The sequence below is a fragment of the Falsiroseomonas selenitidurans genome, from assembly GCF_012103215.1.
Taxonomy (GTDB): Bacteria; Pseudomonadota; Alphaproteobacteria; order Acetobacterales; family Acetobacteraceae; genus Falsiroseomonas; species Falsiroseomonas selenitidurans.
Map to the genome: position 1 here is coordinate 1 of NZ_JAAVNE010000016.1, position 13,573 is coordinate 13,573.

Here is a 13,573-nt window from a genome sequence, read left to right on the forward strand (position 1 = left end):
ATCCACCCGCACTCCGGCTTGCGCATGCGCTCGCCCCGTGAGTTCATCGCCCTGCAGTCAGCCAACCATGCCGCGTGTCCGGTTTGATGGGGGCCACTCCACAATGCGATGACCCTGCACCTGGCCGAGATCAGCCGCACCGTCGCAGCCGGCGCCCACGCCGTCCTCATCGTCGATGGCGCGGGCTGGCACCAGACCGGCGGCCGGCTCGTCGTGCCGGACAACGTCACCTTGCTGCACCTGCCGCCCTACAGCCCTGAACTGAACCCAGTCGAGAACGTCTGGGCCTTCCTGCGCTCCAACAAGCTCAGCAACCGCGTCTTCGACAGCTACGACGCCATCGTCGAGGCCTGCTGCGACGCATGGAACTGGCTCATCGCACAGCCAGAACAGATCACCACCATCGCATCGCGTGCATACGCACAGGTCAGAACATGACACCGGGCGTATGAGGCCGGTGTGCGGGTCACGGTCGGCCAGCTTTCGGAGCAGCGGGTGCGCGACTTCTGCCCGAAGACCGCGGAGTTCGAGGAAAGACTGAGCGAGATCGCCGCGGGGGTGCCGCGCAAAGGACGCTCGCCGCAGCGATGGGGAATGGATGTCCACACGGCGATGCACCATGGCTTGCGACGGCAATATGGCACGGCCTCAAGCGTGGTCAGATCGGAGCTGTCCGTGGTCGAGAATCTAGTCCGTCCCTACGGTACGGCAGGATCAACGCGCCTCGACATCTATCACCGCGTCGAGGGAACCGACACAATCTGCGCCTATGACATCAAGACTGGGACGACCGGGTTGAGCGCGGCGCAGGCAGCGCGCATCGACGCAACAGCACATGCTTTCGGCCAACGGAGCGGCAACATCGCCAACCCGCGCGTTCTCGTCATCGAACTGCGGCGCACGCCCTGAGCATGGCCAGCCCGAAGCAGCTTCGCGAAATCTTCGCCCCGATTTTGGTCGAGCATCCTGATCTGGTGCTACGCGGCCGCTGGCTGTTCCGCCCGCCCATCGAGACGGCCATCATCGGGCTCTATATTGGCCGGACAGCCTGTGCCGGTAGCTCGGACATGGAGTTGTCAGTGATTCCGCTCTCGCGATTCTCGCCACCCTCAGCGCTTGGCGACAGGCGGGGCTTCGAAGTCGAACGCGTCATTGGCGTGCCGCCGCCCGGACATTGGGTTCGAGGCGAGGGCGAAGGTCCCCCGCGTCTCCTCCAGGACATGTTTGCGCCGGAATATCAGACGCATCTGCTGCGCAATTTCAACGCGAAGGTGCCACCGTTCTTGAATTCGGTACGGGAATTCGCCGATGTGCTGTCGTGGGTCAGCGCTCTGCGTGGATCGCTCTTCGACAGTGGGCCGATCGATCTCATCGACGGATGGCTGGCTGCGATGCGGGGCGACTTCGCCACGGCCGCCGACAGGCTAAAGGCGTATATCGAAAGGACAGGCACTCCGTCGTCGCCCCTTGGCATTCAGGAGCATCAGCGACGTGGAGCACTTCTGGACGCGCTGCAGACTGGTGACCGGTCGGCTATCGCCGCGTTCCTGCACGAGATGGAGGAGCGGACGATCGCCCATCACCGCCTACAGCGCTTCTGGCGCCGCACGCCATTTCCTTTTGAGAACGCGTAGCTTCGGCTGCCAATCGATATACTCAGTATGGTCACGCGTTGGGACGAAAGTCGTATCTATTACCAGCAAAGGCAAGATTGACGATCGGGGGGCGCGGTGGAGCGAAAAGCCGCGTAGCAGTGCGAACCGGAGCGAAACTGGCGGATGGGGTGGGATTCGAACCCACGGTGGAGTTGCCCCCACGGCGGTTTTCAAGACCGCTGCCTTAAACCACTCGGCCACCCATCCCGGAGGCCAAGTTAGCGCCAAGCGCGGCGCCCGGCCATGGGTTCAGGCGGCGGCCTGCGCCCATTCGGCCTCCCGCCGCCCATTGCGACGGGCCAGCTCCTCGACGAAGCCGAGCACCGCGTCAAGATGCGCAGGCCATCCCGGCGCTTCCCAACCAGCCATGCGGCGCTGCTGCGCGGCGCGGCGTGGCGCCTGCGGGGCAGCATAGGCCTGTACCGCGGCCAGCCAGGCCGGCAGGTTCAGCGGGTCCAGATATTCCGCCACCGGCCCGGCGATCTCGCGATGGGCGGGGATGTCGCTGCACAGCACCGGCGTGCCGCGGGCCAGCGCCTCGGCCACCGGCAGGCCGAAACCCTCGACGAAGGAGGGCATGAGCAGCGCCTGGGCATGGTCCATCAACCCCGCGACCACGCCATCCGGCACCCGGCCAAGTTCCGCCAGGTGCGGCGCCAGTCGGGTGCAGCGGTCCAGCAGGTCCAGCACCTGCTCATTGTCCCAGCCGCGATTGCCCACCAGCACCAAGCGCGGCACCGGCCCGGGGCCCTCCGCCAGGCGCCGCCACAGATGCAGCAGCATCAGGTGGTTCTTGCGCGGCTCGATGGTGCCGAGGCACAGGAAGAAGGGCCTGCCATCCTGCAGCACGGGCGGCAGGGGCGCGGCGCGGCGCGGCACCACGCCGAGCGGCGCCGCCAGCATCGGCAGCGCGGGCGGCAGCAGCGGGCGCAGCGCCGCGGCGGTGGCGGCGGAATTGGCGATGACCCCTTCCGCATGGTCCGCGATGGTGCGCAGCCGTGCCCGGTGCCGCAGGGTTTCCGGTGCCGGCACGTATTCCGGCCAGTCCAGCGGGATCAGGTCGTGCACCAGCGGCACCAGCGCCGCGCCGGACCGGCGCAGCAGGGCGCCCACTGCCGCGGTCTTGGCCAGCGGGTGGTGCGAGACATTGAGGTAGACCGGCCGCAGGGGCCCGGCCGGGGGCACGCGCCGCAGGTTCAGCACGCTGCCGGCGAACAGCGCCAGGGCGCGCGGCGCCAGGCGGGGCAGGGAGCCATCCTCCCAGGCCGGGCCGATGGCGCGCACCAGGGCGGCGGTGCGGCGGTGCGGCAGCAGCCCGAAGCCGCCGCGATAGTCATGCGCGACGAAGCGCAGCCGGTCGCCGGCCAGCATCAGCAGATGCTCGGCATAGGCGAGCTCGACCCGGTCCACCCCGGTCAGCGTGCCGCGGAAGACACGCCACAGCAGGCGCGAGAGGTCCAGCCAGATTGGCGGGCGCGCCAGCGCCGGCCGGGCCGGGCCGGGCCGGGGAAGCGGCGCGGGTGGCCGGCTTGGCGGGGCGCGCGTGACGTCGCGCAGCAGGGCGAGGACCTCCGTGCTCATGGCGAGTCCGCCCGGCTGGGAAGCGTCTCAAAAAATGTCAACCTTCGCGTGTTAATCATCAGCATTTTATCGTCCCGGTTGCTGAAGACGGCACCCACACTATTGGACATCGTTGACGCAAACGTGTATCGATCTACCCTGAGTTGCTGAACAAACGCAAACAGGAACGCATCGGCTGTGCACATCGGATCGAAAACCCGTCCCACGGGTCACCGCATGGCGCAAAATCCGCGCCTCGCGATCGTCAGCACCTATGATGAGCTTTGCGGAATCGCAGGCTACACAAGGGCTTTGGAGCAGCAGTTGCGGCCGGTGATGCAGGTGGAGGTGTTCGACCTCGACCAGTATCTGCTGCGCAGCCCGCACCGCCGGGTGCAGAAGCTGGCGGACCAGCACATCAAAAAAATAGCGCTGCGTCTCCGTGAATTCGACAGCGTCAACATCCAACTGGAGTACGGCACGCTCGGCCGGACCCAGTCCCAAATACTGAGAAGATTCCGCTGGCTGGTGCGCGCCGCCCCCGCCGTCTCCGTCACCTTCCACACCATCCTCGATGAGATCTGGATGCCGCTGCAGGAGGTGATGGGCCGCCTGAAGCGCATGGAATTGGTGGGGGCGATGGCGACGCTGCTGGACAATGGCCGTTCCCACCTGCTGTCCCAGGGCGTCTATGGTGAGCTGCGGCGGCAGCAGCGGCGCAAGCCGGTGCGCATCATCACCCACACCAAGCGCGACATGCGTCTGCTGCAGGACGTGCACCGGCTGCGCGAGGTGCACCACCACCCGCTTTCCTTCGTGGCGGCCGGGCCGGCGGCGCAGATCCGCGCCCAGGCCCGCCGCGCCGACTTCCCGATCGTCGCCCAGCTGCCGCCGGAGGCGAAGCTGATCGGCACATTCGGCTTCCTGTCGCCCTACAAGGGGTTCGAGACGGCGATGGAGGCGCTGCGCTACCTGCCGGAGGACCACCATCTGCTGGTCTTCGGCGGCATCCACCCGCAGGCCATCGCCCGCCACCAGCCGCGCGACCCCTACATCACCCGGCTGCTGGACAAGGGCCATATCGGCCAGAGCCTGCTGGACACGCTGCTGGCCGGCAGCGGCGCCACCAGCCTGGCGCTGGACGGGTCCGCCAAGGACCTGCTGGCCCGGCACCCGCAGGATCTCCACCACCGCGTGCACTTCATGGGCGTGCTGAGCGACAGCGAATTCATGGCCGCCATGGCGCTGTGCGACAGCGTGGTGCTGCCCTACCTCGAGGTCGGGCAGTCCAGCAGCGGGCCGATCGCCATGGCGGTGGAGATGGGCTGTCGCGTCATCGCCTCCCGCACCCGGGCCTTCCTGCAATATGCCCGCTACCACCCGAACCGGGTGGAGTTCTTCGACATCGGCAATTTCGCCGAGCTGGCCCAGCGGATCGAAGCCGGGCCGCCGCCCTCCACCAGCCACCGCCTGGTCTATGACACCCAGAGCAACGCGGCGCTTTATCTGCGGGTCAGCCTGCCGCCCGGCATGGCGCCGCCCGAGCGCCCCGCCGAGCCCGCGGCACCCGCCAGCGAAACGCTGCCCGCAACCCGCGTGCCAGCCGAGTAGGACGCGCGACGATGGCCGCGCAAAACGCCCGGCTCCCGCTCCAGGCCGTCGCCGCCGCGATCGAAGCCGGCCTGCCGGCCTCGGCCGCCGCGATGTACCAGGGCTGGCCGGCACCACCGCCGGCCGAGGCGCTGCTGGCCGCGCTGCTGCTGGACCGGCGGGCCGACCTGCCGGGCCTGCTGGCGGCCGCCGATGCGGCGGGGATGGCGGCGGCGCTGGCGCAGCTGGGCCTGGCGCGGGCGGCAGGCGGGCCGGACCTGGTCGCGGCCCTGGCCGCCGCCGCGGCGGAGCCGGCGGCGGAGGGGCCGCGGGTGCATTTCGCCTCCCTGGTGCTGGTGGCCGGCCGGCACCGGCTGGCGGAGGCGCTGCTGCGCCCGGCCTGGCAGGGGGCGGCCAGCAGCGCCCTGGTGGCGCGCGCCCTGTCCGGCACCTGGATGCTCCTGGGGCGGGAGGCGGAGGCGCTGGAGGCCGCGCGCATCGCCGCGGAAGCCGCGCCGCAGCAGCCGGAGCCGATGGAACATCTGGCCGGCCTGCTGCTGCGCGCCGGCCAGCCCGGCCCGGCGCTGCTGGCGGCCGGCAGGGCCATCGGCGCGGCGCCCGATTCGCATCAGGGTTGGCGGCTCGCCTCCACCGGGCTGCTCGACCTCGGCCAGACCGCGGAAGCGATCGCCGCCGCCAACCGCGCCGCGCGGCTGTCCACGCTGCACGCCCCGCATGCTGAGCAGATCCGCACCGCCCATGCGGCGGAGGTGCCGGCAGCGCCGGGCAGGGCGGCTGCCGACGGGGTGACGAGGCTGGCGCCGCGCCAGCCGGCCGGCTGGGCGCAGGTGCCGCCGGACCTCGCCGCGCCGACCGCCGCGCCGCTTGGCCAGGGGCTGGCGGCGCGGGCGCGGATCATCGACGCGCTGCTGCTGCGGGAGACGCGGACGATGTTCTCCGCCAGCCGGCTCGGCTACGCCTGGGCGCTGGTGGAGCCGCTGTCGCATGTGCTGCTGCTGAGCGCGGTCTTCTTCTTCCTCGGCCATGACAGCCAGCCGCCGATCGGCGACGCGATGCTGACCTTCTACATGACCGGCGTGCTGTCCTTCCTGTTCTTCGCGCATATGACGGAACGCGCGATGGACCTGCCGGCGGCGAACCGCGCGCTGCTGCTGGTGCCGGCGGTGGGGCTGTTCGACGTGCTGGCGGCGAAGGCGGTGCTCTCCGCCGTCACCGACCTCGTCGTGGCCGGCATCACCTTCGGCTTCCTGATCGCCACTGGCGTGGGCCGCATCCCGGAGGACCCGGCCGGCATGGTCGGCGCCTATCTGATGCTGTTCCTGTTCGCCTTCGGCATCGCCTGCGTGAACATGGTGGCGTCCAGCTACACCTCGGCCTGGGAGAAGCTGTGGCCGAGCTTCCTGCGGCTGCAATACTTCACCTGCGGCGTCTTCTACCATCCGCTGGACATGCCGGAGGACATCCGCCGGCTGATCCTGTTGAACCCGCTGGTGCATGTCACCGAATGGATGCGGCAGAGCTACTTCCACGGCTACGAGAGCCCGTTCCTCGACATCCCCTATCTGTTCCAGTGGACCATCGGCGCCCTGCTGGCCGGCACCGCGCTGTTCGCCGCCACGGCGCGGCAGATGCGGCGGCCGGCATGAAGGGGGCGCTGTGATGGTGGTGCTGGAAGGCGTCAGCAAGAGCTACCGCACCGCCGATGGCGGCCGGCGCGACATCCTGCGCGACGCCACGCTCGCCTTCCCCGCCGGGCTGAAGGTGGGCGTGCTGGGGCCGAACGGCGCCGGCAAATCCACGCTGCTGCGGCTGATCGCGGGGACGGAGCCGCCGGATGCCGGGCGCATCCACCGGCATGGCCGCGTCTCCTTCCCCATGGGTTTCGCCGGCACCTTCCACCCGCAGCTCAGCGGGCGGGAGAACCTGCATTTCCTCGCCCGCGTCTATGGGCTGGACCCGCGCGGCGTGGTGGCGGCGGTGGCGGACTTCACCGAGATGGCGGCGGAGATGGACGCGCCGCTGGAGCATTACTCCAGCGGCATGATGGCGAAATTCGCCTTCGGCGCCTCGCTCGCCATCGATTTCGACGTCTACCTGGTGGACGAGATCACCGAGGTCGGGGATGCGCGCTTCCGCGCCCGCTCCGTCGCCGCCTTTCGCGAAAGGCTGCGCCATGCCTCGCTGATCCTCGTCTCGCACAACAGCCACACGATCCGCAGCCTCTGCGATTGCTGCGCGATCCTGTCCGGCGGCGCGCTCATCCCCTTCGACACGGTGGATGAGGCGCTGGAACGCTATGCAGACCTCATGGGGGTGGCGGATGCTTGAGACCGTGGCCCGGCCCGCGCCGGTGCTGGACAGGGTGCAGCCGGCCGATCGCCCGCCGCCGGCCAAGCCGTCGCCGCCGCGCAAGGCGCCGCGCAAGGCACGGCGCGGCATCGGCGCGCTTCTCGGCTTCCTGCTGCTGGTGGTGGCGCCGACGATCGGCTTCGGCACCTGGCAGGTCTATGGCGCCGCGGATCAGTTCGCGGTGGAGATCCGCTTCGCCGTGCGCCCGGCCGACCCGGCACGGGCGACGCTGCCGGCCGGGATGCTGGCGGGCGCGGCGGCGGGCAACACGGATGCCTATGCCGTGGTGCAGCACCTGCAATCCCGCGCCGCCATCCAGGCCGTGGCACGCCATGCCGATGTGCGCGGCATCCTCGGCGCCGCGGCGGCGGACCCGCTGGCGCGGCTGGACCCGGCGGCGCCGATCGAAGTGGCGCTGCGTGCCTGGCGGCGCCAGGTGCAGCCCTATTTCGACCGCGCCAGCGGCATCGTCACGGTGGAGGTGCGGGCCTTCTCGGCCGCCGATGCCCTGGCGCTGGCGCAGGCGGTGGAAGCGGCGTCCGAGGCGCTGGTCAACGACATGTCCGCGCGCAGCCGGGCGGAGGTGATGGCGGCGGCGGAACGCGACGTGGCGCAGGCGGAACGCCGCTTCGCCACGGCGCGGCAGGCGGTGCAGGATTTTCGCGAAAGCCGCCAGGTGATGGACCCGCGGCGCAACGCGCAGGCCTATTCGGAACATCTGGTGCGCCTGCAGGCGGAGCTCATCGCCATGCAGGCGCAGCTCGCCACGCTGCGCGGCGTGATGAGCGACAGCGCGACGCCGGTGCTGCAATTGCTGGGCAATATCCGCGGCACGCAGGAACAGATCGCCGCGGTGCAGGCGCGGTTGACGGAAGCGGCGCCGGAGGGCGCGGCGCTGTCCGGCAGCATCGGCGGCTTCGAGGCGGTGGAGACGGAGGCGATCTTCGCCCAGCGCGCCTATGAATCGGCCATGGCGGCGCTGGAACGCGCACGGGCCGAGGCCTCCCGCCAGCAGGTCTACCTGGCGCCGGTGGTGCGGCCGGTGGCGCCGGAGAGCGCGATCTACCCCGCGCGCATCACCAACACGCTGACCGTCCTGGCCGCTGCGCTGCTGGCCTGGTTCGTCGGCCTCATCGCCCTCAGGGCACTTCGGGAGCATCTCGCATGAGCCACCTCGCGCGCAGTCCCGCCACCGCCATGCCCGATCTGCAGCGGCCACGGCGCGTCGTGCCACTCGGGCCCGGGGAGTTGCTGGTGGAGTCCAGCTGGGGCGGCTTCATGGTCGTGCCGGCCTTCAACCTCGATGTCGCGATCGGCGTGACGCGCGACGGGGTGCATGAGGCCTGGACCACGCGGCTGGTGCAGGAACTGCTGCGGCCGGGCGACATCTACCTGAATGCCGGCGCCAATTTCGGCTATTTCGTCTGCCTCGCCGGGCGGATGGTGGGCGCCACGGGCCGGGTGATCGGCATCGAGCCCAACCCGCACATCCTGCCCTTCCTGATGAAGTCGCTCTACTGGAACGGCACCATCGACAACACCGAGGTGATCGCCCGTGCCCTGGCCGAGGTGGCGGACGAAGCGGTGGCCTTCCACTTCGACCCGCAATACCTCGGCGGCGGCGCCGTGCTCGGGCCGACGCAGGCCCCGCCCGCGGACGGCGCGCGCCGCGACCTGGCCGAGGCGCTGTGGACGGCCGACAGCGTCGGGCAGTTGCTGGACGGGGGCGGGCGCTGGATCAAGGGCATGGGGCTGATGCTGCCCTTCACCGCGCGCAGCACCACCATCGACGCGGTGGTGGCGCAGCTGGCCCTGCCGAAGCTCGACCTGCTGCATCTCGACATCGAGGGCTCGGAGCCCTTCGCCCTGCTCGGCGCGCTGCAGACGCTGCGCGCCTCGCCGCGGCTGAAGCTGATCACCGAATGGACCGCCGGGCATTACCGCCACGGCACGCCGCGGCTGCGCGCCGCCTTCGATGCGGTGTGGGGGCATCTGGCGGCGCTCGGCTACCGCGCCCGGCTGGTGCAGCCGGTGCTGGCCGGCGATGGCGGCATCCATGTCTCGCCGCCGATGACCCACGCCGCAATGCGCGAGACCGCGCCGCATGGCGACTATGTCTGGATCAAGACCGAGGAGGACCCCTTTCGATGAATGCTCCCGTCTCTGCGCTGCGCGCACAGGATGACCTGCTGAGCGAGGCCGGCGAGCGCGCCGGCGGCTGGGCCGCCGGGCTGCGGCTCGCCTTCCTGCACATCCCGAAGACCGCCGGCACCGCCTTCGGCGCGGCGCTGGCGCAGCGCTTCGCGGCCAGGGAGATCGCCGGCACGCTGCGCATGGCGCTGACCTCCGGCGCCGCGGACCCGATCCTGGCGCAGATCGTCCCGCCATACCGGGCGCTCGGCATCGGCAGCCATCTGGACCAGGACAAGCTGGATGCGATCGCCGCCGCGTTGCCGCCGGGAGAGAGGCTGTTCATCGTCACCGTGCTGCGAGAGCCGCGGGCGCGGCTGATCAGCCAGTACCGCCACTGGCGGCGCAGCGTCGATGCCAGCATGGTGGATCTGGGCGAGGATTACCGGGCCGCCTACCAGGCGGCGCGGGAGCTGTCGCTGGGCGAGTTCCTGGAGGCCAGGCTGCGCTTCGCGGAGCCGCATTTCCGCAACGCCCAGGCGCGGATGATCGCCGGCCACGCCAGCAGCGAGACGATGGACGAGGCGACGCTGCTGCAGACCGCACTGGCCAATCTGGCGAGCCACGATGTCATCACCACCGCCGACCGGCTGGATGAGGGCATGGCGCAGATCGCCGAGGCCTATGGCTGGTCGCCGCCGGATTCCGTGCGGCCGCTGAACGTCGCCCCCGACGCGCCGCTGCCACCGCTGACGCCGGAGGTGGAGGCGCTGATCGCGGAGTACAACAGCGTCGACCAGAAGCTGTGGGACACGGCGCAGGGGCTGATCGCGGGCCCGCGCATCCCGCGGCGGTCGCGCAGCTACTACCGGCCTGACCCGGCGCTGGTGACCACGGTGCTGGAGGGCGGCACCACCCGCTTCGGCATGGACCAGGCGCTGGACGGCACCGGCTGGCATGTGCGGGAAGGGGAGGGCGAGACCCTCTCGCGCTGGACCGGCCCCGGCCGCCGCGCCACGGTCCGCCTGCGCGCACCGCAGCTGCACGCGGTGGAACTGACGATGCGGCTGGTCTCGGTGCTGGATTGGGGCGCGGTGGAGGGTGTGGCGCTGACGCTGGACGGCGTGGCACCCAGCGCGCCGCCGCAGGTGGAACACGGCCAGGGCTCGCCGCTGCTGCGGGCGCGCTTCGACCTGCCGGATGCCGGCGACGGGCGCCGCGAACTGGCCATCGAGGTGCCCTTCACCCGCTCGCACCACGATGTGGACCCGAGCATCGACGACCTGCGCCAGAAGGGGCTGGCGATCGGCGAGATCACGCTGGGGCCGGTGGCGGAAGCGCTGCGCGGCCCGGCGACGCTGGGGGCGCTGTTCTGGCCCGGCGCGGCCTGGGCCTCGGCCTCGCCCGAGGCGCTGCTGGACCATGTGCCGCATCACCCGGCGGAGGCGGAGCCCCCGCCGGTGCAGCGCAACCTCAGCCTGGACCTGCCGCTGCTGCGCGGGCTGCTGGAGATGGCGGCGCCCGACCATGTCTGGCCCGCCGCCATGCAGGGCTTCCTGCAGCCGCTGGAGCGCGGCCGGCCGCTGGCCTGGCCGGCGCCGGGCGGGCGGCTGGCCGTGGTGGCCACGCTGTTCGAGTTGCCGGGCCGCGGCGCGCCCCTGGCGGCGGTGGCCGCGCGCTACGAGGAGGCGGTGCTGCTGCTGGCCTGCGCCGAGGATTTCCGCCTGCGCACGCTGGTGGCCAACCCGCTGCTGGCGCCCTGGCTGCACCTGGTCGGCTGCACCAATGGCATCCTGGTGGTGAACCTGGCCGCCATGCGGCGGCAGGCTGGCCAGGCCCGGGTGGAGGCGTTCATGCTGCTGCTGGAACGCATTGCCACCACGGTGCCGGAACGGCTGGCCGTGCAGCGCAGCGAATTCGGCCCGGACTACCTGCTGGAGCAGCTCGACCGGACCTTGCAGGGGATGGAGGCGCTGCTGGATGGCGGGACCCGATGCCAGGACCTGCTGGCGACCCTGCTGCTGGACGCGGCGCGCGGCGCCCCCCCGCCGGCGCTGCTGGAGGCGCGGGTGCAGCGGCTGCTGCAGCGGCCGGACAGCCTGACCGGGCTGGTCGATCCGACGCTGACGGACCGGCTGGCGGCGCTGATGCGGCAGCTGGTGGCCGCCACCGGCCCCGGCGCGGCCCCGGTGGCAGCGTGGCAGGCGGCGCTGGCGGCGCAGGAATGTGCCTTCCGCATCACCGCCATCCTGGCCGGCTGGGTGCGCTTCGACATGGCCGGCAACGCCACCGCGCGGCTGGCGCTGCGGCTGCGGCGGGAGGCGGCGCGGCCGCCGCTGTACCCGAAGCCGGCGAAGCCGTTCCGTGAATATATCGATTTCTACCGGTCCGAAGCCCGCGGCATGGCCGCCCAGCCCATTGCCGCCGATCTGGTGACGGGCCTCGACACCATGCGCGGCGGGCTGGACCACGCCACGAGGCTGAACATGGCGGCGCGCGAGATCGAACTGGCGCTGCGCCTGCTGGGCGACCGCTTCCCGGGGGAGGAGATCCTCTGGGTGGATGCCGGCTGTTCCTACGGCGTCATCATGAACGGCGTGCAGCCGCCGCGGAACATCCAGGGGCGGTGCAGCTTCCTGGGCTTCGACTTCAACGCCCCGGCGATCGAGCGCGCCCGGGTGGTGGCCGGCAATCTGGGCAATGCACATTGCCGGTTCGAAGTGGGCGACGTGGCGGAAGCCCAGGCCCTGGCCGCCGGCCGCCGCATCCACCTGGTTACCGCCTTCGAGGTGCTGGAACATTGCCCGGACCCGCTGGCGGTGCTGCGCGACTACCGGCTGATGCAGCCCGGGATGCTGGTTGTGGGGTCCCCGCTGCAGGAATTGCAGGCGATCTACCCGGCGGAACAGCATCTGTGGGCCTTCAACGCCCGCGGCTTCGCCGCCATGGCGGAAGCGGCCGGCTTCGCGCTGCTGGGGGTGAATGAGCGCCAGGTGGGCCGCTTCGTCGGCGGGCATGACTGGGTGACCGTCACCGCCACCACCGCGGAACCCGCCAGCCTGCACATGGTCGGGGCCTGATGCCGCGAAATTGAAGCCGGTATCCGGGCCGGTTGCGGCCCGGCGCCGGTTGGACGGCGCCGGCGCCGCGCGATAGATGCGCCCATGATCAGACGTCTGCTGCCGCTCCTCCTGCTCGCCGCCTCGCCCCTGGCGCTGCCCGGCACCGCGCCCGATGCCCTGGGGCAGGTCCTGCCGCGCCAGGGGGAGGCGCCGCTGCCACCCCCGCCGGACCCGCAGGGCGGCCTGACCTTCAACTACGAGAACGATACGCTGGGCGGCACCGACCGCAACTACACCAGCGGCCTGCAGCTGGTCTGGCGCTCGCCTTCCGCCGAACTGCCCGGCCTGCTGCGCTGGATGGATGAGCGGGCGACGGCGCTGCTCGGCCCCGGCTCCGTCCGCTGGGGTGCCGGGCTGGTGCACGCGATCTACACGCCGGAGGACACCCAGATTGCGGTGCCAAACCCGCGCGACCGGCCCTATGCCGGGTTGCTGTATGGCGCGCTGGTGCTGCAGCGCGATTCCGGCGCCTCGCTCGGCACGTTGGAATTGCAGGTGGGCGTCGTCGGCCCCTCCGCCGGCGGCGAATTCGTGCAGAACACGGTGCATGAGGCCATCCGGGTCGATACCGCGAAAGGCTGGGACAGCCAGTTGCGGGACGAGCCGGCGGTGAACCTGGTGTTCGAGCGCACGCTGCGCAGTGCGCCCTGGGAAGCCGGCGGGCTGGAGGCGGATCTGCTGCCCTCCGTCTCCGTCTCGCTCGGCAATGTCGCCACCTATGCCGGGGCCGGGGCGATCTTCCGGCTGGGCCAGGGGCTGGACGCGGATTACGGCCCGCCCCGGATCCGCCCGGCGCTGGTCGGCTCCGCCTTCTTCCAGCCGCGTGAGACCTTCGGCTGGTATGTCTTCGCCGGCGGCCAGGGCCGTGCCGTGGCGCGCGACATCTTCCTGGACGGCAACACCTGGCAGGACAGCCCCTCGGTGGACCGGCGCCCCCTGGTCGGCGATGCCTCCGCAGGCGTCGTCGTGCACTGGCGGGGCTTCCGCCTGGCCTACACCCACACCTGGCGGACGGAGGAATTCTACGGCCAGACCGGCGGTTTGCAGGCCTTCGGCTCGATCGGCCTCACGGCGCGGTTCTGACCGGCGGGCGGCGCGCCCTGGCAGGGTGGCCGCTCGCTGCATTCCGGTTGAAAATGCAAACGA

At 71.1% G+C, this 13,573-nt stretch carries 10 protein-coding genes, 1 tRNA gene and 1 pseudogene; 10 read left to right on the top strand and 2 right to left on the bottom strand.

What is annotated here, in order from left to right:
- Positions 1-105: 105 nt before the first annotated feature.
- The 3 genes and pseudogenes from HEQ75_RS11465 to HEQ75_RS11475 form a co-directional block, all read left to right on the top strand.
- Positions 106-438: pseudogene (locus tag HEQ75_RS11465) on the top strand (transposase); the annotation flags it as partial.
- A 21-nt stretch (positions 439-459) separates the two neighbouring features.
- Positions 460-909: a hypothetical protein gene (locus HEQ75_RS11470; protein ID WP_168030514.1), complete on the top strand. Its 450-nt coding sequence runs from the start codon at positions 460-462 to the stop codon at positions 907-909.
- Between the two features lie 2 nt (positions 910-911).
- Entirely contained in the window at positions 912-1,634 is a 723-nt protein-coding gene (locus HEQ75_RS11475; protein ID WP_168030516.1) for a hypothetical protein, read from the top strand.
- A gap of 138 nt (positions 1,635-1,772) precedes the next feature.
- Here HEQ75_RS11475 and HEQ75_RS11480 read toward each other — a convergent pair.
- Together HEQ75_RS11480 and HEQ75_RS11485 are read right to left on the bottom strand one after the other, a co-directional pair.
- A tRNA-Ser gene (locus HEQ75_RS11480) sits at positions 1,773-1,862 on the bottom strand.
- Between the two features lie 42 nt (positions 1,863-1,904).
- Positions 1,905-3,236: a glycosyltransferase family 4 protein gene (locus HEQ75_RS11485; protein WP_168030518.1), complete on the bottom strand. Its 1,332-nt coding sequence runs from the start codon at positions 3,234-3,236 to the stop codon at positions 1,905-1,907.
- 216 nt (positions 3,237-3,452) lie between these two features.
- Here HEQ75_RS11485 and HEQ75_RS11490 point away from each other — a divergent pair, with 216 nt between their 5' ends.
- From HEQ75_RS11490 to HEQ75_RS11520, 7 genes are all read left to right on the top strand, one after another.
- Positions 3,453-4,826, top strand: a complete 1,374-nt coding sequence (locus HEQ75_RS11490) for a glycosyltransferase family protein (RefSeq protein WP_168030520.1) — start codon at positions 3,453-3,455, stop codon at positions 4,824-4,826.
- Positions 4,827-4,837: 11 nt separating this feature from the next.
- Complete coding sequence (locus HEQ75_RS11495; RefSeq protein ID WP_168030522.1) at positions 4,838-6,472, top strand: ABC transporter permease; 1,635 nt, start codon at positions 4,838-4,840, stop codon at positions 6,470-6,472.
- A gap of 13 nt (positions 6,473-6,485) precedes the next feature.
- Positions 6,486-7,154 (top strand): ABC transporter ATP-binding protein, encoded by a 669-nt coding sequence (locus HEQ75_RS11500; protein WP_168030524.1) that lies wholly within the window; start codon positions 6,486-6,488, stop codon positions 7,152-7,154.
- Positions 7,147-8,343, top strand: coding sequence for a hypothetical protein (locus tag HEQ75_RS11505; RefSeq protein WP_168030526.1), 1,197 nt, complete (start codon positions 7,147-7,149; stop codon positions 8,341-8,343). The genes HEQ75_RS11500 and HEQ75_RS11505 overlap by 8 nt, the downstream gene beginning before the upstream one ends.
- Positions 8,340-9,326 (top strand): FkbM family methyltransferase, encoded by a 987-nt coding sequence (locus HEQ75_RS11510; RefSeq protein WP_168030528.1) that lies wholly within the window; start codon positions 8,340-8,342, stop codon positions 9,324-9,326. The genes HEQ75_RS11505 and HEQ75_RS11510 overlap by 4 nt, the downstream gene beginning before the upstream one ends.
- Positions 9,323-12,385 (top strand): methyltransferase domain-containing protein, encoded by a 3,063-nt coding sequence (locus tag HEQ75_RS11515; RefSeq protein WP_168030530.1) that lies wholly within the window; start codon positions 9,323-9,325, stop codon positions 12,383-12,385. Before HEQ75_RS11510 ends, HEQ75_RS11515 begins: the two co-directional genes overlap by 4 nt.
- A gap of 84 nt (positions 12,386-12,469) precedes the next feature.
- A complete protein-coding gene (locus HEQ75_RS11520; RefSeq protein ID WP_168030532.1) occupies positions 12,470-13,510 on the top strand; it encodes a lipid A deacylase LpxR family protein in 1,041 nt (346 codons plus the stop codon).
- Positions 13,511-13,573 lie beyond the last annotated feature (63 nt).

What these genes read in the sequence shown, in the direction of transcription:
- HEQ75_RS11510 (WP_168030528.1), top strand. Translation starts at nt 8,340, where the DNA reads ATGAGCCACCTCGCGCGCAGTCCCGCCACCGCCATGCCCGATCTGCAG.
- HEQ75_RS11500 (WP_168030524.1), top strand. Translation starts at nt 6,486, where the DNA reads ATGGTGGTGCTGGAAGGCGTCAGCAAGAGCTACCGCACCGCCGATGGC.
- HEQ75_RS11515 (WP_168030530.1), top strand. Translation starts at nt 9,323, where the DNA reads ATGAATGCTCCCGTCTCTGCGCTGCGCGCACAGGATGACCTGCTGAGC.
- HEQ75_RS11520 (WP_168030532.1), top strand. Translation starts at nt 12,470, where the DNA reads ATGATCAGACGTCTGCTGCCGCTCCTCCTGCTCGCCGCCTCGCCCCTG.
- HEQ75_RS11490 (WP_168030520.1), top strand. Translation starts at nt 3,453, where the DNA reads ATGGCGCAAAATCCGCGCCTCGCGATCGTCAGCACCTATGATGAGCTT.
- HEQ75_RS11475 (WP_168030516.1), top strand. Translation starts at nt 912, where the DNA reads ATGGCCAGCCCGAAGCAGCTTCGCGAAATCTTCGCCCCGATTTTGGTC.
- HEQ75_RS11495 (WP_168030522.1), top strand. Translation starts at nt 4,838, where the DNA reads ATGGCCGCGCAAAACGCCCGGCTCCCGCTCCAGGCCGTCGCCGCCGCG.
- HEQ75_RS11505 (WP_168030526.1), top strand. Translation starts at nt 7,147, where the DNA reads ATGCTTGAGACCGTGGCCCGGCCCGCGCCGGTGCTGGACAGGGTGCAG.
- HEQ75_RS11485 (WP_168030518.1), bottom strand. Translation starts at nt 3,236, where the DNA reads ATGAGCACGGAGGTCCTCGCCCTGCTGCGCGACGTCACGCGCGCCCCG.